This is a genomic window from Pseudomonas sp. MYb327, assembly GCF_040438925.1.
Taxonomy (GTDB): Bacteria; Pseudomonadota; Gammaproteobacteria; order Pseudomonadales; family Pseudomonadaceae; genus Aquipseudomonas.
The window spans coordinates 147,642-168,669 of record NZ_CP159258.1 but is presented as its reverse complement, the minus strand read 5'-3'; the positions used below and the strand labels follow the sequence as shown (position 1 = coordinate 168,669).

The following is a 21,028-nucleotide window of genomic DNA, read 5'->3' as shown; positions in this document are numbered from 1 at the left end:
TTTTGACCTGTCTTAACGGTTTTTCCCGCACAGATAAAAACGCCGGAGAGGATTCCGTTGTTGGCTACCGTTCGTCAGGCCTGAAAAAAGCGCCTCCAAAGCACTTTGACAATCATTCTCGTTAACATTAAGATCCATCGCATTCGAGCATAACAAGCGACGGTTTTCACTTATGTATGTTTGCCTCTGCACTGGCGTCACCGACGGCCAAATCCGCGATGCGATCTATGAAGGATGCTGCAGCTACAAGGAAGTCCGCCAGGCCACCGGCGTTGCCAGTCAATGTGGCAAATGTGCCTGCCTGGCCAAGGAAGTGGTTCGCGAGACCCTGACCAAACTGCAAACTGCTCAGGCTGCAATTCCTTTTCCTGCGGAATTTACAGCCGCATAAATACCCTATTTCAAAGAACCGGACTGATGTCCGGTTTTTTTATGCCTGAAAATCAATTGCTTAGGCTCTAGACGCGGAACACAAACATTCTTATTCCGATTAATTTTCATTTAAGTTTCAATAACTTAGGTTTGACACTATTAAATACGGGGCTCAAACTCTTCTCTATTGACGGTTAATACAGGGCAGGACCCCATCATGAAAGGCGACGTTACAGTCATCCAGCATCTCAACAAGATCCTTGCCAATGAGCTGGTCGCGATCAATCAGTACTTTCTGCATGCGCGCATGTATGAAGACTGGGGCCTGAACAAGCTCGGCAAGCACGAGTACCACGAATCCATCGACGAGATGAAGCACGCGGACAAGCTGATCAAGCGCATCCTGTTCCTTGAAGGCCTGCCGAACGTTCAGGACCTCGGCAAGCTTCAAATCGGCGAACACACCAAGGAAATGATTGAGTGCGACCTGCGTATCGAACGCACCGGTCATGCTGATCTCAAAGTGGCCATCGCTCATTGCGAAACGGTTGGCGACTTCGGTAGCCGTGACCTGCTTGAAGATATTCTTGAGTCCGAAGAAGAACATATCGACTGGCTGGAAACCCAACTTGGCCTGATCGATAAAATCGGTATCGAAAACTACCTGCAATCGCAGATGGGCGACGACGAGTAAGTTCTACGCCGCCAATCTCGATGCAATAAAAAGCCCCGCTCTGTTAATAAGGCGGGGCTTTTTTATTGCGCGGGTTTCAGGTTTACCGGAAACCCGCGTACTGACAAATCAGGCTTCGGACTTGGCAGCAGCAGCGGCTTCAACAGCAGCCTTGATGGTGGTTTGCAAAGAACCGTCTGCAGCCATCTCGGTCATGATGTCGCTACCGCCGACCAGCTCACCACCCACCCACAGTTGCGGGAAGGTTGGCCAGTTGGCGTATTTTGGCAGGTTGGCGCGGATTTCCGGGTTCTGCAGGATGTCCACGTACGCAAACTTTTCGCCACACGCCATCACGGCCTGAGCGGCTTTCGCGGAGAAGCCACACTGCGGGGCATTCGGCGAGCCTTTCATGTAAAGCAGAATGGTGTTGTTGGCAATCTGCTCTTTAATCGTTTCGATGATATCCATGGAGCACCTCGGCTGAACTTTCCGACTCATGGGTCGGCACGGTGGCGCATTGTAACGGAAAGCCGAGCGCCCTGCTCGGTCTCTCCGTCAGATACGATCAAGCCGCCGCCACGGTCACGGGAACACCATTGAGTGCCGCATTCCCTGACAACTCATCGAGCTGACACTCGTCGGTCAGGTCATTGGCACTGGAACCCGGTTGGCCACTGGCGATGGTCATTTGAACGCCAGGGCGGGCATGACCCCAACCGTGAGGGAGGCTGACCACGCCTTTCATCATATCGAGGCTGCCCAGCACTTCAACTTCGATCACACCCACCCGCGAGCTGACCCGAACCTTCTGCCCGTCGCTCAAACCGCGGCTAGCGAGATCATCCGGGTTCATCAACAACTGATGACGCGGCTTGCCTTTCACCAGACGGTGATAGTTGTGCATCCACGAGTTGTTACTGCGCACATGCCGACGGCCGATCATCAACAACTCATCGGCGGCCGGTGCCTGCAACGCCGCAAAACGCTCGAGGTCAGCGAGGATTACGGCCGGGGCGGCCTGGATACGCTGGTTGGCGGTTTTCAAACGGGATACCAAGTTGGGTTTCAGCGCACCCAGATCGATCCCATGGGGATGATCGAACAGAGTGGCCAAAGACAGTTTGTGTTCCGAGCTATCGCCATACATCCCCATGCGCAAACCACGGTCGATCATCTGCGCCGGGGCGATGGTCGGTTTCAGCTGCTTGCCGGTCTTCGCCGCGAACGCGTTGGCCAACCCGACGAAAATCTCCCAGTCATGCAGCGCGCCTTCCGGTTTGGCCAAGACCGCGCGGTTGAAACGGCTGACGTTGCGTACCGCAAACATGTTGAACGTGGTGTCGTAATGATCGTTTTCCAGCGCCGAGGTGGACGGCAGGATCAGGTCGGCGTAGCGCGTGGTTTCATTGATATACAGATCGACACTGACCATGAACTCCAGACCGTCCAATGCCTGCTCCAGTTGTCGGCCATTGGGCGTCGATAGCACCGGGTTGCCCGCCACGGTGATCAGTGCGCGAACCTGCCCTTCGCCTTCAGTGAGCATCTCTTCAGCCAGCGCTGACACCGGCAGTTCGCCCGCGTATTCCGGGCGCCCGGAGACGCGGCTCTGCCACAAATTGAAATGCCCGCCCGACGTGGAAGCCACCAGGTCCACCGCTGGCTCCGTGCACATCGCACCACCGACACGGTCGAGATTACCTGTGACCAGATTGATCAATTGCACCAGCCAATGACACAACGTGCCGAACGTCTGGGTCGAGACGCCCATGCGGCCGTAGCAAACGGCGGTCGGGGCAGCGGCGAAATCCCGCGCCAGTTGGCGGATCTGCTCGGCTGGCACCGTACACAACGGGCTCATGGCCTCGGCGGTAAAATTCGCGACAGCCGCGCGGACTTCATCCAGCCCGTCTACCGGCAAATGAGTGTCGCGGGTCAAGCCTTCAGCGAACAAGGTATTGAGTAACCCGAACAGCAACGCCGCGTCGCCACCGGGACGCACAAACAAATGCTGATCGGCAATGGCGGCTGTTTCGCTGCGGCGCGGGTCGATCACCACCACTTTGCCGCCACGGGCCTGTATCGCCTTCAAGCGCTTTTCCACATCCGGCACGGTCATGATGCTGCCGTTGGACGCCAGCGGGTTGCCGCCGAGGATCAGCATGAAGTCGGTGTGATCGATGTCAGGTATTGGCAGCAGCAAGCCGTGTCCGTACATCAAATGACTGGTCAGGTGATGGGGCAACTGATCGACCGAGGTCGCGGAAAAGCGGTTGCGGGTTTTCAGCAGACCGAGAAAGTAATTGCTGTGGGTCATCAGCCCATAGTTGTGCACGCTGGGGTTGCCTTGATAGACCGCCACCGAGTTTTGCCCGTGACGCTCCTGAATCTGCGCAAGACGTTCAGCCACCAGGTTGAAGGCAGCCTCCCACTCGATCGGCTGCCATTCACTGCCCACCCGCAGCATTGGCTGATGCAGGCGATCCGGATCGTTCTGAATGTCTTGCAGGGCGACAGCCTTCGGACAGATATGCCCGCGACTGAATGTATCGAGTGGATCGCCCTTGATCGAAGTGATCTGCACATTACCTTCGAGTTCGGTGGTTTCGATGGTCAGGCCACAGATGGCTTCACACAGGTGGCAGGCACGGTGATGGAGAGTCTTGGTCATGGCCAGTCTCTGTCTTGTTCTGGGCGGGCAATATCGGCCGCGGGAACAAAACTATGGCGCCTGCCCCGCCACCGCGCCAGCGACGTACGTCTTGTGAATTGGCGGCCATCAGGCCAGCCGATGGCCGCTGCGATTCACCTTGAGCGTTACGAACGACAGGTCAGAAACCGACCGCCAGCGCACCGTCCCCGCCCCGTTTAATTGCCAAGCTCCACAGGGCCGGTGTACAAATGCTCGGCTGCTGTCAGGAAACAGGCTTCAAAAGCGCTACTGCGGTAATCCCGTAGCCCCTCTGAAATCCCCTAAAAACCGTAGCCCTATTGGTAAGACGCGACATTTAATTATAAGATCGCGCCTTCCCCTATTTCGTCGCCCCGTGCGGCTTACGCCGCAGGTCTCGCCCGTTGTTCCGTTAAACAAGGCTTTGAGCATCTGCGGTTTGTAGCAAAAAGGTAGTCAATGATGAGCGCAAGGCACTTTCTCTCCCTGATGGATTGCACGCCCGAAGAGCTGGTCAGCGTGATCCGTCGAGGCGTTGAGCTCAAGGACCTGCGTAACCGCGGCGTACTGTTCGAGCCTCTGAAAAACCGCGTGCTCGGGATGATCTTCGAGAAATCCTCGACCCGCACACGCATTTCGTTCGAAGCCGGCATGATCCAGCTCGGTGGCCAGGCGATCTTCCTGTCGCCGCGTGACACGCAACTAGGCCGTGGCGAGCCGATCGGCGACGCCGCCATTGTCATGTCGAGCATGCTTGATGCGGTGATGATCCGTACGTTTTCCCACAGCACACTGACCGAATTCGCTGCCAATTCGCGCGTCCCGCTGATCAATGGCCTGTCCGATGACCTGCACCCGTGCCAGTTGCTCGCCGACATGCAGACGTTCCTCGAACACCGCGGTTCCATCCAGGGCAAAACCGTGGCCTGGATCGGCGACGGCAACAACATGTGCAACAGCTATATAGAAGCGGCGATCCAGTTCGACTTCCAGTTGCGCATCGCCTGCCCGGAAGGTTACGAGCCGAACCCCGAATTCATGGCCAAGGCCGGCGACCGCGTGACCATCGTTCGCGATCCGAAAGATGCAGTTCGCGGCGCCCATCTGGTGAGCACCGACGTCTGGACCTCCATGGGCCAGGAAGAAGAAACCGCCAAGCGCCTGCAACTGTTTGCCCCGTATCAAGTCAACCGTGCCCTGCTCGACCTGGCCGCCCCGGACGTACTGTTCATGCATTGCCTGCCAGCCCACCGTGGCGAAGAGATCAGTGTCGACCTGCTCGACGATCCACGCTCAGTCGCCTGGGATCAAGCGGAAAACCGTCTTCACGCGCAAAAGGCCCTGCTCGAGTTTCTCGTCGAGCCGGCGTACCACCACGCATGAGCCAGCCATTACTGCTCAACCTGCGCAACCTCGCCTGCGGCTATCAAGACCAGCGCGTGGTGCAGAACCTCAACCTGCATTTGAACGCCGGCGACATCGGTTGCCTGCTCGGCTCTTCGGGCTGCGGCAAAACCACCACCCTGCGCGCGATTGCCGGATTCGAACCGGTGCACGAAGGCGATATCCAGCTCGCTGGCGAGACCATCTCCAGCGCCGGGTTCACCCTCGCCCCGGAAAAGCGCCGTATCGGCATGGTGTTCCAGGACTATGCGCTGTTTCCGCACCTGAGCGTGGCCGACAACATCGCCTTCGGCATTCGCAAGCATCCCCACAAGGATCGCGTCACCGAAGAGTTGCTGGAACTGGTTAACCTGAAAAACCTCGGCAAGCGGTTCCCCCACGAGCTTTCCGGTGGCCAGCAGCAACGCGTCGCCCTGGCCCGCGCCCTGGCGCCGGAACCGCAACTGTTGCTGCTCGATGAACCGTTCTCCAACCTTGATGGCGAATTGCGCCGCAAGCTCAGCCACGAAGTGCGCGACATTCTCAAGGCCCGCGGCACCAGCGCGATTCTGGTCACCCACGATCAGGAAGAAGCCTTCGCCGTCAGCGATCACGTCGGCGTGTTCAAGGAGGGTCGGCTGGAACAGTGGGACACGCCCTACAACCTCTATCACGAACCGCTGACGCCTTATGTCGCCAGCTTCATCGGTCAGGGTTATTTCATTCGCGGACAACTGAGCAGCCCGGAATCGGTGCAGACAGAGTTGGGTGAACTGCGCGGCAATCGTGCCTATACCTGGCCGGTCGGTGGTGCGGTGGATGTGTTGCTGCGTCCGGACGATATCGTCTATGCGCCGGACAGCGCGCTGAAGGCCCGGATCGTTGGCAAGACCTTCCTGGGTGCTTCGACTTTGTATCGATTGCAGTTACCGACTGGTGCGCAACTGGAGTCGATCTTTGCGAGTCATGTTGATCATCTGGTGGGTGCAGAGGTTGGCATTCGTGTCGCGGCGGAGCATCTGGTGTTATTCCAGGCTTCGGGAAGTACGGCGGCGCAGATTCCTGCCGTAGAATCTGGCGTTCGGCGCTTCAGCACCGCGCACTGATAAAGATCAAAAGATCGCAGCCTGCGACAGCTCCTACAAGGTGTATACATAACCCTGTAGGAACTGCCGCAGGCTGCGATCTTTTGCTGTCAGCCCAACAATAGCGTTCCACTCGCGACAAGCGTCGCACTCCCGCCAATCTTCACTCGATCCCCTTCCAGCCGACAAAACAACTCCCCACCCCGCGTCGAACACTGATACGCCGTCAGGCTCGACTTGCCCAATCGCGCAGACCAGTACGGAATCAGGCTGCAATGGGTCGATCCGGTCACCGGGTCTTCGTTGATGCCAATGGCCGGCGCGAAGTAGCGCGAGACGAAATCGTGCTGGCTGCCCCGTGCGGTGACGATAGCGCCCAGCCATGGCAACCGGGCCAGCGCGAGCATATCCGGCTGACAGTCGAGTACCGCCTGCTCAGACTCCAACACCACGAACAGTTCATTCGATCCCAACACATCGACGGCTTCAACGCCCAGCGCGCGTTCGACATCCAGGGTTACGCCCACTTCCGACGGTACGATCGCCGGAAAATCCAGCCACAGGCGCCCACCTTCACGACTCACACTCAATGGGCCGGACTTGCAGATGAAGTCCAGGCGTTCAACCGGTTCTTTGTAGATTTCAAACAGCACATAAGCACTGGCGAGGGTCGCATGACCGCACAGCGGAACCTCAGTGGTCGGAGTAAACCAGCGGATGTGCCAGCCCTGACCTTCACGCACCACGAAAGCGGTTTCGGCCAGATTGTGCTCGGCGGCAATTTTCTGCATCAACTCATCGGCGAGCCAGGCATCCAACCGATAAACCATCGCCGGGTTGCCAGCAAATGGCCGATCACTGAACGCGTCGACCTGATGAAACTCAAGCTGCATGAGACTTCTCCTTTATAAGCTCAAGCGCGGCCGATATCGGCGAACTTCGCCTGGGTATGTTCGGCGAGCACGGCGGGTGCCAATTCGACTTCCAGACCGCGTCGACCGGCACTGACAAAGATGCTCGCCAAGGGTTGGGCCGAGTTGTCGATAAATGTACGCAAGCGCTTCTTTTGCCCCAACGGGCTGATACCGCCCAACAGATACCCCGTTGAACGCTGCGCTGCCGCAGGGTCCGCCATTTCGACTTTTTTCACCCCGGCCGCATGAGCCAGCCCCTTCAAATCCAGACTCCCGCCAACCGGAACTACCGCCACCAGCAACTCACCTTTTTCACTGGCCGCCAGCAAGGTCTTGAACACTTGCGCCGGGTCCAATCCGAGTTTTTCCGCGGCCTCCAATCCATAGGATGCGGCCTTCGGGTCATGTTCGTAACTGTGCACACGGTGTTCGGCCCGAACCTTTTTCAACAAATCCAATGCGGGGGTCATGACAGCTCCAGACTGCGCGGCAGTAGAAAAATACTGCGCCCGATTCTAGGACATAGATTCGCAAAAGGCTCCATGGCAGGAATGTTTCAAAATTCCTGGTGCGAATTTATGTCTCACTCGTTACCCATTTGCCTAATCAGCGCCACGATCATTCATACAACTAATAGTTAATTTGTGACTGACGGTTCACTTTCGACCTTTGACAGTAGCGTTTCTTGTCTATATTTTTTCGAATCTGAATCATGCACCATTGTTTCAACGCAGCACCCGAGAGTCAGCCGAGAACAGGATGGGGATCCTGCCTCAGTGAAAAACGCGCTTCGACCATGATTTGAAAAAAGCGCCAGAAAATAAAAATGAGGTTTGAATGACAACCGCTCTACAACAACCATCGCTCTCGAGCCAATGCATGGCCGAGTTTCTCGGCACGGCTCTGCTTATCTTTTTCGGTACGGGTTGCGTTGCTGCGCTCAAGGTCGCGGGTGCCAGCTTTGGCCTGTGGGAAATCAGCATCATCTGGGGCGTTGGCGTCAGCATGGCGATCTATCTGACTGCCGGGGTTTCCGGCGCTCATCTCAACCCGGCTGTCAGCATTGCGCTGAGCATTTTCGCCGACTTCGAAAAGCGCAAACTGCCGTTCTATATTTTTGCTCAGGTAGCGGGAGCCTTTTGTGGTGCACTGTTGGTGTACACGCTGTACAGCAACCTGTTCTTCGATTTCGAACAAACTCACCATATGGTTCGCGGCACCGAAGCCAGCCTTGAATTGGCGTCGGTGTTTTCCACCTTCCCCAACCCGAGCCTGTCCACCGCCCAGGCATTTCTGGTTGAAGTGATCATCACCGCCATCCTCATGGGTGTGATCATGTCCCTGACTGACGACAACAATGGCCTGCCGAACGGCCCGCTCGCGCCCATCCTCATCGGTTTGCTGATTGCGGTAATTGGCAGTTCGATGGGACCGTTGACTGGGTTCGCGATGAACCCTGCCCGTGATTTCGGCCCAAAACTGATGACCTTCTTCGCCGGCTGGGGTGATATTTCCTTCACCGGCGGGCGCGACATTCCGTACTTCCTGGTACCTGTTTTTGCCCCGATTGTCGGTGCCTGCCTCGGCGCCGCGGCGTATCGCGGGCTCATCGCCCGCCATCTGCCAGGCACCGCACCTGCTACAAAGGACACAACACCGGCCATTGACGGCAAACCAAGAATTTCTTGATACCGTTGACGCGTGATACTGCCCACTTAATCGCGCGCCAGACTTCATTCCCTTATTTCGTCCAAGGCAATCGACATGACCGACCTACAGAATAAGAACTACATCATTGCCCTCGATCAGGGTACGACCAGCTCCCGCGCGATCATTTTCGACCGCGACGCGAATGTGGTCTGCACCGCCCAACGGGAATTCGCGCAGCACTATCCGCAGGCCGGCTGGGTCGAACATGACCCGATGGAAATCTTCGCCACCCAAAGCGCCGTAATGGTCGAGGCCCTGGCTCAAGCCGGCTTGCATCATGATCAGGTCGCGGCGATCGGCATTACCAACCAGCGTGAAACCACGGTGGTCTGGGACAAGAACACCGGTCGCCCGATCTACAACGCGATCGTCTGGCAGTGCCGTCGCAGCACCGAGATTTGCCAGCAGCTCAAGCGCGACGGCCATGAGCAGTACATCAGCGACACCACGGGCCTGGTCACCGACCCGTACTTCTCCGGCACCAAATTGAAGTGGATTCTCGACAACGTCGAAGGTAGCCGTGAACGCGCGCGCAATGGCGAGCTGCTGTTCGGCACCGTCGACAGCTGGCTGATCTGGAAATTTACTGGCGGCAAAGTTCACGTCACCGACTACACCAACGCCTCGCGCACCATGCTCTTCAACATCCACACCCTGGAGTGGGATGCGAAGATGCTGGACCTGCTGGATATCCCGCGGGAAATGTTGCCGGAAGTGAAGTCGTCGTCGGAAATTTACGGCCGCACCAAAAGTGGTATTGCCATCGGCGGCATTGCCGGCGACCAGCAAGCCGCATTGTTCGGTCAGATGTGTGTCGAAGCCGGCCAGGCCAAAAACACCTACGGCACCGGCTGCTTCCTGCTGATGAACACCGGTAACAACGCCGTGAAATCGAACCACGGCATGCTCACCACCATCGCCTGTGGCCCGCGTGGCGAAGTGGCCTACGCACTCGAAGGCGCGGTGTTCAATGGCGGCTCCACCGTTCAGTGGCTGCGCGACGAGTTGAAAATCATCAACGACGCCCACGACACCGAATACTTCGCCAACAAGGTCAAGGACAGTAACGGCGTGTACCTCGTACCTGCCTTCACCGGCCTCGGCGCGCCGTACTGGGACCCATATGCCCGTGGCGCCCTGTTCGGCCTGACCCGCGGCGTTCGCGTGGATCACATTATCCGCGCCGCGCTGGAGTCGATTGCCTACCAGACCCGCGACGTACTCGACGCCATGCAGCAGGACTCCGGCGAACGCCTCAAGGCCCTGCGTGTGGATGGCGGTGCGGTGGCGAACAATTTCCTCATGCAGTTCCAGGCCGACATCCTCGGCACTCAGGTCGAGCGTCCGCAAATGCGCGAAACCACGGCATTGGGTGCTGCTTACCTGGCTGGCCTCGCCTGCGGCTTCTGGGGCAGCCTGGAAGAGTTGCGCGGCAAAGCGGTGATCGAACGCCAGTTCGAACCCACCCTGGACGAACCGGCAAAGGAAAAACTCTACGCCGGCTGGAAAAAAGCGGTCAGCCGCACCCGTGATTGGGAACCGCACGAGGGAGCTGAATAAGCCATGGTCCGGACGCGTTTCCGGTTGTAACTGGCAGGGAGCGGATTCCTGCGGCATCATGGGCAAATTTTGTACGGCAGCCCCAAGGACGCCCCATGAATCTGCCTCCCCGCCAGCAGCAAATCCTCGAACTGGTCCGCGAGCGCGGCTATGTCAGCATCGAGGAAATGGCCACGCTGTTCGTTGTTACCCCGCAGACCATTCGCCGCGACATCAATCAGCTGGCGGAAGCCAATTTGTTGCGTCGCTATCACGGCGGCGCGGCTTACGACTCCAGCGTCGAAAACACCGCCTACGCCATGCGCGCCGATCAGATGCGCGATGAAAAACAGCGTATTGGTGAAGCGATCGCAGCACAGATCCCCGATCATGCCTCGCTGTTTATCAATATCGGTACGACCACCGAATCCATCGCTCGGGCGCTGCTCAATCACAGCCACCTGAAAATCATCACCAACAACCTGCACGTCGCCTCGATGCTCAGCGCCAAGGACGACTTCGACGTTCTGCTGACCGGCGGCAACGTACGACGCGATGGTGGTGTCGTCGGTCAGGCCAGTGTCGACTTCATCAACCAGTTCAAGGTCGACTTCGCCTTGGTCGGCATCAGCGGCATCGATGAAGATGGCAGCCTGCTGGATTTCGATTATCAGGAAGTGCGGGTGTCCCAGGCGATCATCGCCAACGCTCGGCAGGTGATCCTTGCGGCTGACTCCAGCAAGTTCGGGCGCAATGCCATGATTCGCTTGGGACCAATCAGCCTGGTTGATTGCCTGGTCACCGATCAGCAGCCTTCCCCTGCGCTGGCGCAGCTGTTAAATCAGCACAAGGTTCGGCTGGAGGTTGTTTAACCGCAACGTCGGTTGAACGACCCGTAGGAGCCCGGCTTGCCGGCTTTGGCGCCTTTGAGATCGCCATCGCCAGCAAGCCAGCTCCTACAAAACTCATTCCCCCCTCAAAAATGTTCGTAAATTTTCCTTTAACCGCCCTTCGATGAGTATTTTCAATCGAAGCTGACTGGCTGTGCGCGTCTTTATGGGCTAATATTTTCGCAAATGAACATTAATGTTCGATTTCAAATACAGAAAATCAAAAAAGTACCGAGGCCTTGCCGATGCCCACTTCCATTTTGTCTTCGCCCCCTCTTGCCGAGGTCTACGATATCGCCGTCATCGGTGGCGGGATCAATGGCGTGGGGATTGCGGCTGATGCTGCCGGGCGCGGCCTCTCGGTGTTCCTTTGCGAAAAAGATGATCTGGCCAGCCATACCTCGTCAGCCAGCAGCAAGCTGATCCACGGCGGCCTGCGCTATCTCGAACATTACGAATTCCGCCTGGTGCGCGAAGCCTTGGCCGAGCGTGAAGTGCTGCTGACCAAAGCTCCGCACATCGTCAAGCAAATGCGCTTTGTGCTGCCGCACCGGCCGCATCTTCGACCGGCCTGGATGATCCGCGCGGGCCTGTTTCTGTATGACAACCTCGGCAAACGGGAACAACTCGCCGGTTCGAAAAGCCTGAAATTCGGCCCGGACAGCGCGTTGAAAGGCGAGATCACCAAAGGCTTCGAATATTCCGATTGCTGGGTCGACGATGCGCGCCTGGTGGTACTGAACGCCATGGCGGCCCGGGAAAAAGGCGCTCACGTTCATACCCAGACCCGTTGCGTCAGCGCACGTCGCACCAAAGGCCTGTGGCACCTGCATTTGGAACGCCTCGATGGCAGCCTGTTTTCGATTCGTGCCAAGGCTTTGGTAAACGCGGCCGGCCCATGGGTAGCCAAGTTCATTCGCGACGACCTGAAGATGGAATCACCTTACGGCATCCGCCTGATCCAGGGCAGTCACTTGATCGTGCCGAAGTTGTACGAAGGGGAGCACGCGCACATTCTGCAAAACGAAGATCAGCGCATCGTTTTCACTATCCCGTACCTGAACCACTTCACCCTGATCGGCACCACTGACCGCGAGTACACTGGGGACCCGGCGAAAGTGGCGATCACTGATGGCGAAACCGATTACCTGTTGAACGTGGTCAATGCTCACTTCAAGAAGCAGATCAGCCGCGACGATATCCTGCACAGCTACTCGGGTGTTCGCCCGCTGTGCAACGACGAGTCTGACAATCCGTCGGCCGTCACCCGCGATTACACCCTGGCGTTGTCGGGCAGTGGCGACGAAGCGCCGCTATTGTCAGTGTTTGGCGGCAAGCTGACCACTTATCGCAAACTCGCGGAATCGGCACTGGCGCAACTGGCGCCGTACTTCCAGGACATCCAGCCAGGCTGGACCGCGAACGCTCCTCTGCCGGGCGGCGAAGACATGACTACCCCGCAAGCGCTGAGTTCGCTGATCCGTGACAAGTACGATTGGGTCCCGACCGAAATTTCGCGGCGCTGGGCCACCACCTACGGCAGTCGCACCTGGCGCATGCTCGACGGTGTAGAAAACCTGAGCGACATGGGCGAGCACATCGGCGGCGGCCTCTACACCCGTGAAGTGGATTACCTGTGCAGCGAAGAGTGGGCGACCACCGCGCAGGACATCCTGTGGCGTCGCAGCAAGCTCGGTTTGTTCACCACGGCAGCAGAACAGGACAAGCTCAGGGATTACCTGAACAAGGTCGAGCAGAACCGCAGCAAGATCGAAGCGGCCTGATCGCTGACCGGATAAACGAAAGCCCCTGAATCTCACGATTCAGGGGCTTTTTTATCAGTTCTTCCTGATAGTTTTACTCACGCAAATCCGATTCATGAATGGGCTGATCACGATGGGTCGCCCGCTGATACTGCGCCGGCCAGATCGCCTTGCGTCCGCCCAGATCGTCGTCCGCGTGCAGCGGCCAGTACGGGTCACGCAAAAGCTCTCGGGCGAGGAAAATGATGTCCGCCTGACAGGTGCGCAAAATGTGCTCGGCTTGCGCCGGCTCGGTAATCATTCCCACGGTGCCGGTGGCGATTTCTGATTCTTTGCGTACGCGCTCGGCGAAACGAGTCTGGTAACCAGGCCCTGTAGGAATTTCCGCGTTGGCCGCCGTGCCGCCCGAGGAAACATCGATCAGGTCCACGCCCAAAACTTTGAGGCGCCGCGCCAGCTCGACGGTTTCATCGGGATTCCAGCCGTCTTCCACCCAGTCGGTGGCCGAGACCCGGACAAACAGCGGCAACTCTTCCGGCCACACGGCACGCACCGCTTCGGTGACCTGTAACACCAACCGGATGCGGTTTTCGAATGACCCGCCATATTGATCGCGTCGCTGATTACTCAGGGGCGAAAGAAATTGGTGCAGCAGATAACCATGGGCTGCGTGTATCTCCACCACTTTGAAACCAGCCGTTAGCGCACGCCTGGCCGCATCGACAAAAGCCTGAATGACATCGGCGATTTCGGCTTCGTCGAGCTGCTTGGGTTGTGTGTGTTGTGGATCGAAGGCAATGGCTGATGGGCCTACCGGCAGCCAGCCGCCCTCTTCGGCTTTGACGCTGCCATGCTTGCCCAGCCATGGTCGATAGGTACTGGCCTTGCGCCCGGCGTGAGCCAATTGGATGCCGGCGACGGCGCCCTGAGCGGTAATGAAGCGGGTGATTCGTTGCAAGGGCTCGATCTGTTCATCATTCCACAGGCCAAGGTCTTGCGCGGTGATGCGCCCGTCGGCCGTGACCGCCGTGGCTTCGGTAAATATCAGCCCCGCACCGCCGATAGCGCGGCTGCCGAGGTGCACCAGGTGCCAGTCATTGGCCAGGCCATCGACGCTGGAATACTGGCACATCGGCGAGACAGCAATTCGGTTGAGCAGGGTCAGTTGGCGAAGGGTATAGGGTTCAAGCAGCAGACTCATGGGGCACCTCTCGATCAATGGTCAGGCTCCAGGGTTCTGATTGAATAGTCCACGAGTGACAGGAAAAGAGTGGAGCACCCGCCCCCGCGGGCAAAAAATTCGACAAGACGTCACAAGGCCAATCAAGCAGTGCTTAGAGCCTAGTCGACAACGAGGAATGAGGGAGGGTTCATGAATTGAAAACACAGACACTGTGGCGAGGGCGCTTGCTCCCTCGCCACAAAAGCTATCGCGGTTCGATGTGGGCAATCATCAGCTGGACAGTCTCGTTACCGCGAAACTCGTTAACGTCGAGTTTGTAGGCCAACTCCACCCACTTGATCGTCGGATTCGGCCACACGTCACGGTCGATACCAAAGGCAATGCCGTCTAGCTTGACCGAACCGCATTCACTCCTGAGCACTACTTTCAGGTGCCGTTCGCCGACCACGCGCTGCTCGATCAGCTGAAACACCCCGTGAAACAACGGCTCCGGGAAATGCTGCCCCCAAGGTCCGGCATGGCGCAGCGCGCGGGCCAGTTCCAGGTGAAATTCCTCGACCGCCAGAGTGCCGTCCGACAGCAAACGCCCGGTCAAGTCTTCTTCACGCATTTGCCTACGCACTTCAGCGTCAAAGGCTTCGGCAAACAACGGAAAATTCGCTTCCGGCAACGTCAGGCCGGCGGCCATCGCATGACCGCCGTACTTGGTGATCAGATTTGGATGCTGCGCCGCTACGACGCTCAATGCGTCACGGATATGAAAGCCCTGGACGGAACGTCCCGAACCCTTGAGCAGACCGTCTCCGGCATCGGCAAAGGCAATGGTCGGACGGAAATAACGCTCTTTCATACGCGACGCGAGGATACCGATGACGCCCTGGTGCCATTCGGCATCGAACAGGCACAAACCAAACGGCATCGATTCCACCGGCAAGTCCTTGAGCTGCGCCAGCGCTTCCCGCTGCATGCCCTGCTCGATGGATTTGCGGTCCTGGTTCATGCCGTCCAGTTGCGCGGCCATTTCACGGGCCAGGCCCGCGTCTTCGGTGAGCAGGCATTCGATGCCCAAGCTCATGTCATCCAGGCGACCTGCCGCATTCAGCCGTGGGCCGACAATGAACCCCAGGTCGGTGGACGTAATGCGCGCATGGTCACGCTTGGCCACTTCGAGAATGGCCTTGATCCCCGGCCGGGCACGTCCGGCGCGAATTCGCTCCAGGCCTTGGTGCACCAGAATCCGGTTGTTGGCATCCAGCGGCACCACGTCGGCGACGCTTCCCAGCGCCACCAGGTCGAGCAATTCGCCGATGTTCGGCTGCGGCTTGTTTTCGTACCAGCCCAAGCTGCGCAAGCGTGCACGCAGCGCCATCAGTACATAGAAAATCACCCCGACGCCGGCGAGCGCCTTGCTCGGAAACTCACAACCCGGCTGGTTCGGATTGACAATGGCATCGGCCAGCGGCAGTTCGTCACCGGGCAAGTGGTGATCGGTAACCAGCACGTTAAGGCCGGCCTTTTTCGCCGCCGCCACGCCTTCGACGCTGGAGATACCGTTGTCCACGGTGATCAGCAATTGAGGCTGACGCTCCAGCGCCACCGCGACGATTTCCGGCGTCAGGCCGTAGCCGTAGTCAAAGCGGTTCGGCACCAGATAATCGACGTGAGCCGCGCCCAACAGGCGCAAGCCCAGGGTGCCGACGGTGCTGGCCGTCGCGCCGTCAGCATCGAAGTCGCCGACGATCAGGATCCGCTGCCGCTGTTCGAGCGCGGTGACCAGCAAATCCACGGCAGCCTCGATGCCCTTGAGTTGCTGGAACGGAATCAGCCGCGCCAGGCTCTTGTCCAGTTCGGCCTCGGACTGCACACCCCGCGCCGCGTACAGACGGGTCAGCAGCGGCGGAATATCACCGAGGAATGGCAGGGTGGCGGGCAACAGGCGAGGTTCGATGCGCATGGGGTGACGGATGCTTCTCTTCAATACGTAGGATAAAACTGGTGAAACAGCGACTGATCAGCCGCGTTCGCCCTGCAACCATTGCAACTGGACTTCATGCTGGCCACGGTCGTCGGTGACGAAGATCGTGCCTTCGCTGATCATCACGTCCCACTTGATAACCCGCGGCATATCTTTGGCCAGGGTTTCCAGGACTTCCTGAGGCACTGCCGCGATGTTGACGTTTTTCAGGTTTTTGATCGCCGGGATCACCTTGCCTTCCCAGACACGCAGGCTGCCGTAGGCCAGCAGGCTGGTGCGCTCGGTGCGACGCGAGCACCAGGTCAGGCGATCGACGTCCGGTTGGCCGACTTCGATCCAGTGCAGGACACGGTCGTCCAGGCTCTTTTCCCACAAGGCGGGTTCATCCACGTCCGACAGACCACGGCCAAACGACAGTTGCTCGTTGTACCAGAGGGCGTAGGCCAGCAGGCGCACGGTCATGCGTTCTTCGGTTTCCGAAGGGTGACGGGCAATCGTCTGCTTGACGGTCTCGTAGACGCTGCGGTCGAGGTCGGTGAGGTTCAATTCAAACTTGTAGGTCGTGGACGGCTGGGCCATGAACGGGCTTCTTGATACGAGGAAAGTCGGCAAGTCTAACCGATGCGGCATCCAATCAACGAATTGAAGGCGATCTACCTTGAGCGCCTGACAGTCGGCTATGTTAAAACTCTGCATTCGCTCAATATTTTGTCCTACAGGATCCAGTATGCAGTCCTCCGCCAAACCGCTCGCAGGTCTGAAAGTCATTGAATTGGGTACGTTGATTGCCGGTCCGTTTGCCTCGCGAATCTGCGCAGAATTCGGTGCCGATGTGGTCAAGGTCGAATCCCCGGACGGTGGCGATCCGTTGCGCAAATGGCGCAAGTTGTACGAAGGCACTTCACTGTGGTGGTTCGTTCAGGCGCGTAACAAAAAGTCCCTGACCCTGAACCTCAAACATCCGGAAGGCCTGGAAATCCTGAAAAAGCTGCTGAGTGAAACGGACATCCTGATCGAGAACTTTCGCCCGGGAGTGCTGGAAAAGCTCGGCCTGGGCTGGGACGTACTGCACGCATTGAACCCGAAACTGGTGATGGTGCGACTTTCGGGATTCGGCCAGACCGGGCCGATGAAAGATCAGCCAGGCTTCGGTGCCGTCGGTGAATCCATGGGCGGCCTGCGCTACATCACCGGGTTCGAAGACCGGCCACCGGTGCGCACCGGGATTTCCATCGGCGATTCGATTGCCGCGCTCTGGGGCGTGATCGGTGCGCTGATGGCCCTGCGTCATCGCGAGGTCAACGGTGGCCAGGGGCAAGTGGTGGATGTGGCGTTGTATGAAGCGATCTTCGCCATGATGGAAAGCATGGTGCCGGAGTTCGACGTGTTCGGTTTCATCCGCGAACGCACCGGCAACATCATGCCCGGCATTACGCCCTCGTCCATTCACACCAGCGCCGATGGCAAACATGTGCAGATCGGCGCCAATGGCGACGCGATCTTCAAGCGCTTCATGCTGACCATTGGCCGCGAAGACCTGGCCAATGATCCAACGCTGGCCAGTAACGATGGCCGCGACAACCGTCGCGATGAGATTTATGGGGTCATTGATCGCTGGGTTAACTCGTTACCACTGGACACCGTTATTGAGCGATTGAATCAGGCCGAGGTGCCCGCGAGCCGAATCTTCAGCGCCGAAGACATGTTCAGTGATCCGCAATACCTGGCCCGGGAAATGTTCCTGCAGGCCAAGCTGCCCGACGGCAAAGACTTCAAGATGCCGGGCATCGTGCCGAAACTCTCTGAGACACCCGGTGATTGTGAATGGGTCGGGCCGCAACTGGGCGAGCACAACGCACAGGTACTCCAGGAGCTTGGCTATGACGCGTCGCAGATTACACAGCTGCGCAAAGACGGGGCCATCTGAGCTGAAGCGCGGGCCTGCGCGATCCGCCACGCACTGTCTGTTGCGTAACGGACGCACGATATGCGCGTTGGCGGGCATGCTTTTGATCACCGTTTTGACACTGCCGGTAGAGGTGCAATCCAAGGAAAACCTGCTTTGGCTGAAGCGGGATCTGCCGCCGCTGTTCATTTTCGACGGCCCGCAAAAAAGTCAGGGTGTGATCGATCAACTGTTGCGGCAGTTGATCGCCAGCATGCCTCAGTACCAACACAGCGTGATGAAGGTCAACCGCGCTCGCGGTTTGCAGATGCTCCACGAGCCCGCCCTGACGTGCGATGCGGCACTGAACTGGAGCAAGGAACGTGAAAGCTGGATCGCGTTTTCCGTTCCGGTGTTTCGGGCCATGAGCAATGGCCTGGCAGTGCGACGTATTGATCGGGAGGTGTTGACGCCGTTCATCACCGAGGGCGAGGTCGATCTGGCGGCACTGCTGGCCACCGGCAATGTGACCATGGGAATTGTGGCCGAGCGAAACTACGGCGAATTTCTCGACACATTGATCAAACAAGCACCACCCAAGGCGCTGACGCTGCATTACGGTAACGATGCTTTGGGCAGCCTGTTGCAAATGCAACGCCTGGGGCGTTTGCGGCTGCTGCTGGGCTATCGTCCGGAAATCCGTTACCAGGCCCAACAACACGGCATCGCGGAGGATGAATTGCAGTTCTACCCGATTCGCGGTACCGGCAAATACTTGTCCGGCTACATCGGTTGCACAGACACGCCTCAAGGCCGGCAGGCGATCGTAGAGATCAATGAACTGTTACGCACGCTTCCCCGCGATCACTTGAGCGAGGCCTACGCCGCCTGGCTCGACCCGGAAAGTCGCAGCGACTACCTGAAAGCCGCCAAGGATTTTTTTGAACGTCAGGCCGGGCAATGACAAATCCCGGGCAAAAAGAAACCCCGAGAAGTGGGGAGACGACTCGAGGTTAAACGTGGTCTACAAAAAGACCCGTAGCAGCAAGCTACAATCACCGGAGCACAATGCTTGCGTCTTGTTGCTAAAGGGTCTGACTGACCTAGGCGCAGGAAGGTTCCCACAAAAAATCATTCAATTGCGGCTGGCCAACAGCTTGTCTTGAGCAGCATTGCGCAACGCCGCGATAACGCAGGGCTCCAGGCGTCCTTCAGCGATCAGCACATCGCGGTGCAGCCCGTCGACCACATCCGTGAGAAGACGCTTATCGGTTAACTGAGCGTGGTTGAATTCGCGTTCGACCATTACCGCACCGGTCGAATTCTTCAATGTCACCCGGCATTCGCCATGAATGCCTGACGGGGTCAATGTCACCTGGTACGGGCTCAGAGCCTCACCGAGCAAGAGACTGATACTTTCCAAATCGATCACCACTCAATAGTCCGAAAACAAAGTGCCTGGGGCGTGCCTACAGTAAATGACCGCTGGCCCGAGAAGAAAGTTCTGAATTCCCGGTGCAGATGCACCTTCGTCTCTGGTCGATAGAGCATGCATGGCAAAGATGACAGAGAAAAAACAGCCGCATCACGTCTGTCGGGTACGCCGGCGAATATCGCTCCACCCCCCCAGCAATCCTCGCAACTGGCCGTCCGCGCTGTAGAACGGCACGGTCCATTGGTAGATATCCCGGAGGCCGTTGTTGAACATCAATTGCCGTTCGCTGAAGTGCCCCTTGCGACTCGCCAGTTGCGCCATGAACTCGGCATGCAAGAGTTCCGCGGTGTGCCTGGGCAAGACGTCCAACTCAATCAGCTGCCGACCTTGTACTTGATCAAAGCGGGTCAGCAGGTTTTCCTCATAGCTTTTATTGCACATGATCAAGCGCCCTTGCAGATCACGAACGAAGATCGGATCGGGCATGGCGTCCATCAACGCATGCTGGAAAGCGAGTTGATCATTGAGGCTTTTCTCGGCCTGCGCCCGTTGCTTGACCAATGCGGCCAGTCGACGGTTCCAAAGCAAGGACAGCAAGCCGAAGATACCGACGATGACGACGCTCCAGCAGCCCCACTCAGTCAACCGGTGCCAGACCGTCCGCGCTGGCACCGGCGTTATTCCACTGAGCCATTTCTGGCGGATGGCGCGCAATTCGGCAGGGGGAAACGCCTCTAGCGCCTTGTTGAGGATGCTCAACAACTGCGGCTGACCTTTGCGTACCGCCAGGTAGTCCGGATCCCATTTGCCCTCCACGATGTGACCGACCTGAAGCTGGCCCGAGGGGAAAAGTTGGGCGCCGATCTCGTTTTCGATAGTGGCATGGGCCTCGCCGCTCTCGACCCAGGCACGGGCCTCGGCGTGGGTCTTGACCGAGCGCAGTTCGATTGAAGGATATTCGCGGCGAATCGTGGCCTCCAGTGCATGCCGGGTCGGCAGCACCAGCACTCTTTTTGCCAGCTGTTGCAGCGATTGCACCGGCGGCTCCCCCGCCCGTCCAACGAACACCCAACCGGCACCACCGAAGGCATAGCTGAAGTCCAGAAACCTCTTGCGTTCATCATTCATGGCCAGCGTGGTGCTCATGTCCGCCGCCCCCCGTTCCAGATTTTCAAGCATCTGGTCAGTGGAAAACGACTCCGCATGAACAAACTTCAGCCCTGTCATGGCGCTGATGCGATCGAGCACATCCTTGTTCAAGCCACTCCAATGACCGTGCTCGTCCTTGAACAGGTACAACGGATACTCCAGCGACGCGACGATGACGCGCGGATGCTCGGCTATCCATTGCAACTCCTCGGTATCAAGCCCAATCAATTTACCGTGCTCACGGACCGCCGGATGCGCCGCCAGTATCCATTGGGAAAAACCCAGGGCACTGAGCAAAACAAGCCAGCACGCCGCTGGCCTTAATTTTCTGAAAAACAGCATTGCCACGTCCTTGATGATCCGCTCGCCCGTCCTTCGTGGGCAACTTCACGGCCAGT

19 protein-coding genes are annotated in these 21,028 nt (G+C 58.1%); 10 read left to right on the top strand and 9 right to left on the bottom strand.

The annotated features are described in order from the left end of the window. The first annotated feature begins 172 nt into the window (after positions 1 to 172). Together ABVN21_RS00740 and bfr are read left to right on the top strand one after the other, a co-directional pair. Positions 173 to 391, top strand: a complete 219-nt coding sequence (locus tag ABVN21_RS00740; RefSeq protein ID WP_090324905.1) for a bacterioferritin-associated ferredoxin — start codon at positions 173 to 175, stop codon at positions 389 to 391. Positions 392 to 589: 198 nt separating this feature from the next. After that, positions 590 to 1,066 carry a bacterioferritin gene (gene bfr / locus ABVN21_RS00735; protein WP_339556438.1) on the top strand — a complete coding sequence of 159 codons (477 nt, stop codon included), beginning with the start codon at positions 590 to 592 and terminating at the stop codon, positions 1,064 to 1,066. A gap of 108 nt (positions 1,067 to 1,174) precedes the next feature. Here the strand turns inward: bfr and grxD are convergent, their stop codons facing one another. Both grxD and ABVN21_RS00725 read right to left on the bottom strand, forming a co-directional pair. Then, a complete protein-coding gene (gene grxD, locus ABVN21_RS00730) occupies positions 1,175 to 1,516 on the bottom strand; it encodes a Grx4 family monothiol glutaredoxin (protein ID WP_128605459.1) in 342 nt (113 codons plus the stop codon). A 97-nt stretch (positions 1,517 to 1,613) separates the two neighbouring features. Beyond that, positions 1,614 to 3,719 (bottom strand): molybdopterin oxidoreductase family protein, encoded by a 2,106-nt coding sequence (locus ABVN21_RS00725; RefSeq protein WP_339556437.1) that lies wholly within the window; start codon positions 3,717 to 3,719, stop codon positions 1,614 to 1,616. Positions 3,720 to 4,181: 462 nt separating this feature from the next. On the opposite strand from ABVN21_RS00725, the gene argF reads away from it, so the two are divergent. Both argF and ABVN21_RS00715 read left to right on the top strand, forming a co-directional pair. Further along, positions 4,182 to 5,102 carry an ornithine carbamoyltransferase gene (gene argF / locus ABVN21_RS00720; protein WP_339556436.1) on the top strand — a complete coding sequence of 307 codons (921 nt, stop codon included), beginning with the start codon at positions 4,182 to 4,184 and terminating at the stop codon, positions 5,100 to 5,102. Then, positions 5,099 to 6,208 carry an ABC transporter ATP-binding protein gene (locus tag ABVN21_RS00715; RefSeq protein ID WP_339556435.1) on the top strand — a complete coding sequence of 370 codons (1,110 nt, stop codon included), beginning with the start codon at positions 5,099 to 5,101 and terminating at the stop codon, positions 6,206 to 6,208. Before argF ends, ABVN21_RS00715 begins: the two co-directional genes overlap by 4 nt. An 89-nt stretch (positions 6,209 to 6,297) precedes the next feature. Here the strand turns inward: ABVN21_RS00715 and ABVN21_RS00710 are convergent, their stop codons facing one another. Together ABVN21_RS00710 and ybaK are read right to left on the bottom strand one after the other, a co-directional pair. After that, positions 6,298 to 7,080, bottom strand: coding sequence for a PhzF family phenazine biosynthesis protein (locus tag ABVN21_RS00710; protein ID WP_339556434.1), 783 nt, complete (start codon positions 7,078 to 7,080; stop codon positions 6,298 to 6,300). Positions 7,081 to 7,100: 20 nt separating this feature from the next. Beyond that, the gene (ybaK, locus tag ABVN21_RS00705; RefSeq protein WP_339556433.1) at positions 7,101 to 7,571 is read right to left on the bottom strand and encodes a Cys-tRNA(Pro) deacylase; all 471 of its coding nucleotides are present in this window, start codon (positions 7,569 to 7,571) and stop codon (positions 7,101 to 7,103) included. 367 nt (positions 7,572 to 7,938) lie between these two features. Between ybaK and ABVN21_RS00700 the strand changes: the two genes are divergently transcribed. The 4 genes from ABVN21_RS00700 to glpD all read left to right on the top strand — a co-directional run bounded on the left by ABVN21_RS00700 (position 7,939) and on the right by glpD (position 13,024). Continuing rightward, entirely contained in the window at positions 7,939 to 8,790 is an 852-nt protein-coding gene (locus ABVN21_RS00700) for an MIP/aquaporin family protein (protein ID WP_339556432.1), read from the top strand. Positions 8,791 to 8,865: 75 nt separating this feature from the next. Further along, a complete protein-coding gene (gene glpK, locus ABVN21_RS00695) occupies positions 8,866 to 10,371 on the top strand; it encodes a glycerol kinase GlpK (RefSeq protein WP_339556431.1) in 1,506 nt (501 codons plus the stop codon). A gap of 95 nt (positions 10,372 to 10,466) precedes the next feature. Further along, entirely contained in the window at positions 10,467 to 11,222 is a 756-nt protein-coding gene (locus tag ABVN21_RS00690; protein WP_007971301.1) for a DeoR/GlpR family transcriptional regulator, read from the top strand. Positions 11,223 to 11,485: 263 nt separating this feature from the next. Beyond that, positions 11,486 to 13,024, top strand: coding sequence for a glycerol-3-phosphate dehydrogenase (gene glpD, locus ABVN21_RS00685; protein ID WP_339556430.1), 1,539 nt, complete (start codon positions 11,486 to 11,488; stop codon positions 13,022 to 13,024). A 73-nt stretch (positions 13,025 to 13,097) separates the two neighbouring features. On the opposite strand, the gene ABVN21_RS00680 is transcribed toward glpD, so the two are convergent. The 3 genes from ABVN21_RS00680 to ABVN21_RS00670 all read right to left on the bottom strand — a co-directional run bounded on the left by ABVN21_RS00680 (position 13,098) and on the right by ABVN21_RS00670 (position 16,740). Continuing rightward, positions 13,098 to 14,204, bottom strand: coding sequence for an NADH:flavin oxidoreductase/NADH oxidase (locus tag ABVN21_RS00680; protein WP_339556429.1), 1,107 nt, complete (start codon positions 14,202 to 14,204; stop codon positions 13,098 to 13,100). 226 nt (positions 14,205 to 14,430) lie between these two features. Further along, on the bottom strand, positions 14,431 to 16,140 hold the full coding sequence (gene recJ, locus ABVN21_RS00675; protein ID WP_339556428.1) for a single-stranded-DNA-specific exonuclease RecJ: 1,710 nt from the start codon (positions 16,138 to 16,140) through the stop codon (positions 14,431 to 14,433). Positions 16,141 to 16,197: 57 nt separating this feature from the next. After that, positions 16,198 to 16,740 (bottom strand): YaeQ family protein, encoded by a 543-nt coding sequence (locus ABVN21_RS00670; protein ID WP_339556427.1) that lies wholly within the window; start codon positions 16,738 to 16,740, stop codon positions 16,198 to 16,200. A 148-nt stretch (positions 16,741 to 16,888) separates the two neighbouring features. Here ABVN21_RS00670 and ABVN21_RS00665 point away from each other — a divergent pair, with 148 nt between their 5' ends. Both ABVN21_RS00665 and ABVN21_RS00660 read left to right on the top strand, forming a co-directional pair. Then, positions 16,889 to 18,088 (top strand): CaiB/BaiF CoA-transferase family protein, encoded by a 1,200-nt coding sequence (locus tag ABVN21_RS00665; RefSeq protein ID WP_339556426.1) that lies wholly within the window; start codon positions 16,889 to 16,891, stop codon positions 18,086 to 18,088. Next, on the top strand, positions 18,042 to 19,010 hold the full coding sequence (locus ABVN21_RS00660) for a TIGR02285 family protein (protein ID WP_339556425.1): 969 nt from the start codon (positions 18,042 to 18,044) through the stop codon (positions 19,008 to 19,010). Before ABVN21_RS00665 ends, ABVN21_RS00660 begins: the two co-directional genes overlap by 47 nt. A 171-nt stretch (positions 19,011 to 19,181) precedes the next feature. Here ABVN21_RS00660 and ABVN21_RS00655 read toward each other — a convergent pair whose 3' ends face one another. Next, on the bottom strand, positions 19,182 to 19,469 hold the full coding sequence (locus ABVN21_RS00655) for a DUF3509 domain-containing protein (protein ID WP_339556424.1): 288 nt from the start codon (positions 19,467 to 19,469) through the stop codon (positions 19,182 to 19,184). Between the two features lie 162 nt (positions 19,470 to 19,631). Continuing rightward, a complete protein-coding gene (locus tag ABVN21_RS00650) occupies positions 19,632 to 20,972 on the bottom strand; it encodes a transporter substrate-binding domain-containing protein (protein ID WP_339556423.1) in 1,341 nt (446 codons plus the stop codon). Between the last annotated feature and the right edge of the window lie 56 nt (positions 20,973 to 21,028).

Coding starts and splice junctions, on each gene's coding strand:
- ABVN21_RS00740 (WP_090324905.1), top strand. CDS start 173: ATGTATGTTTGCCTCTGCACTGGCGTCACCGACGGCCAAATCCGCGAT.
- bfr (WP_339556438.1), top strand. CDS start 590: ATGAAAGGCGACGTTACAGTCATCCAGCATCTCAACAAGATCCTTGCC.
- grxD (WP_128605459.1), bottom strand. CDS start 1,516: ATGGATATCATCGAAACGATTAAAGAGCAGATTGCCAACAACACCATT.
- ABVN21_RS00725 (WP_339556437.1), bottom strand. CDS start 3,719: ATGACCAAGACTCTCCATCACCGTGCCTGCCACCTGTGTGAAGCCATC.
- argF (WP_339556436.1), top strand. CDS start 4,182: ATGAGCGCAAGGCACTTTCTCTCCCTGATGGATTGCACGCCCGAAGAG.
- ABVN21_RS00715 (WP_339556435.1), top strand. CDS start 5,099: ATGAGCCAGCCATTACTGCTCAACCTGCGCAACCTCGCCTGCGGCTAT.
- ABVN21_RS00710 (WP_339556434.1), bottom strand. CDS start 7,080: ATGCAGCTTGAGTTTCATCAGGTCGACGCGTTCAGTGATCGGCCATTT.
- ybaK (WP_339556433.1), bottom strand. CDS start 7,571: ATGACCCCCGCATTGGATTTGTTGAAAAAGGTTCGGGCCGAACACCGT.
- ABVN21_RS00700 (WP_339556432.1), top strand. CDS start 7,939: ATGACAACCGCTCTACAACAACCATCGCTCTCGAGCCAATGCATGGCC.
- glpK (WP_339556431.1), top strand. CDS start 8,866: ATGACCGACCTACAGAATAAGAACTACATCATTGCCCTCGATCAGGGT.
- ABVN21_RS00690 (WP_007971301.1), top strand. CDS start 10,467: ATGAATCTGCCTCCCCGCCAGCAGCAAATCCTCGAACTGGTCCGCGAG.
- glpD (WP_339556430.1), top strand. CDS start 11,486: ATGCCCACTTCCATTTTGTCTTCGCCCCCTCTTGCCGAGGTCTACGAT.
- ABVN21_RS00680 (WP_339556429.1), bottom strand. CDS start 14,204: ATGAGTCTGCTGCTTGAACCCTATACCCTTCGCCAACTGACCCTGCTC.
- recJ (WP_339556428.1), bottom strand. CDS start 16,140: ATGCGCATCGAACCTCGCCTGTTGCCCGCCACCCTGCCATTCCTCGGT.
- ABVN21_RS00670 (WP_339556427.1), bottom strand. CDS start 16,740: ATGGCCCAGCCGTCCACGACCTACAAGTTTGAATTGAACCTCACCGAC.
- ABVN21_RS00665 (WP_339556426.1), top strand. CDS start 16,889: ATGCAGTCCTCCGCCAAACCGCTCGCAGGTCTGAAAGTCATTGAATTG.
- ABVN21_RS00660 (WP_339556425.1), top strand. CDS start 18,042: ATGACGCGTCGCAGATTACACAGCTGCGCAAAGACGGGGCCATCTGAG.
- ABVN21_RS00650 (WP_339556423.1), bottom strand. CDS start 20,972: ATGCTGTTTTTCAGAAAATTAAGGCCAGCGGCGTGCTGGCTTGTTTTG.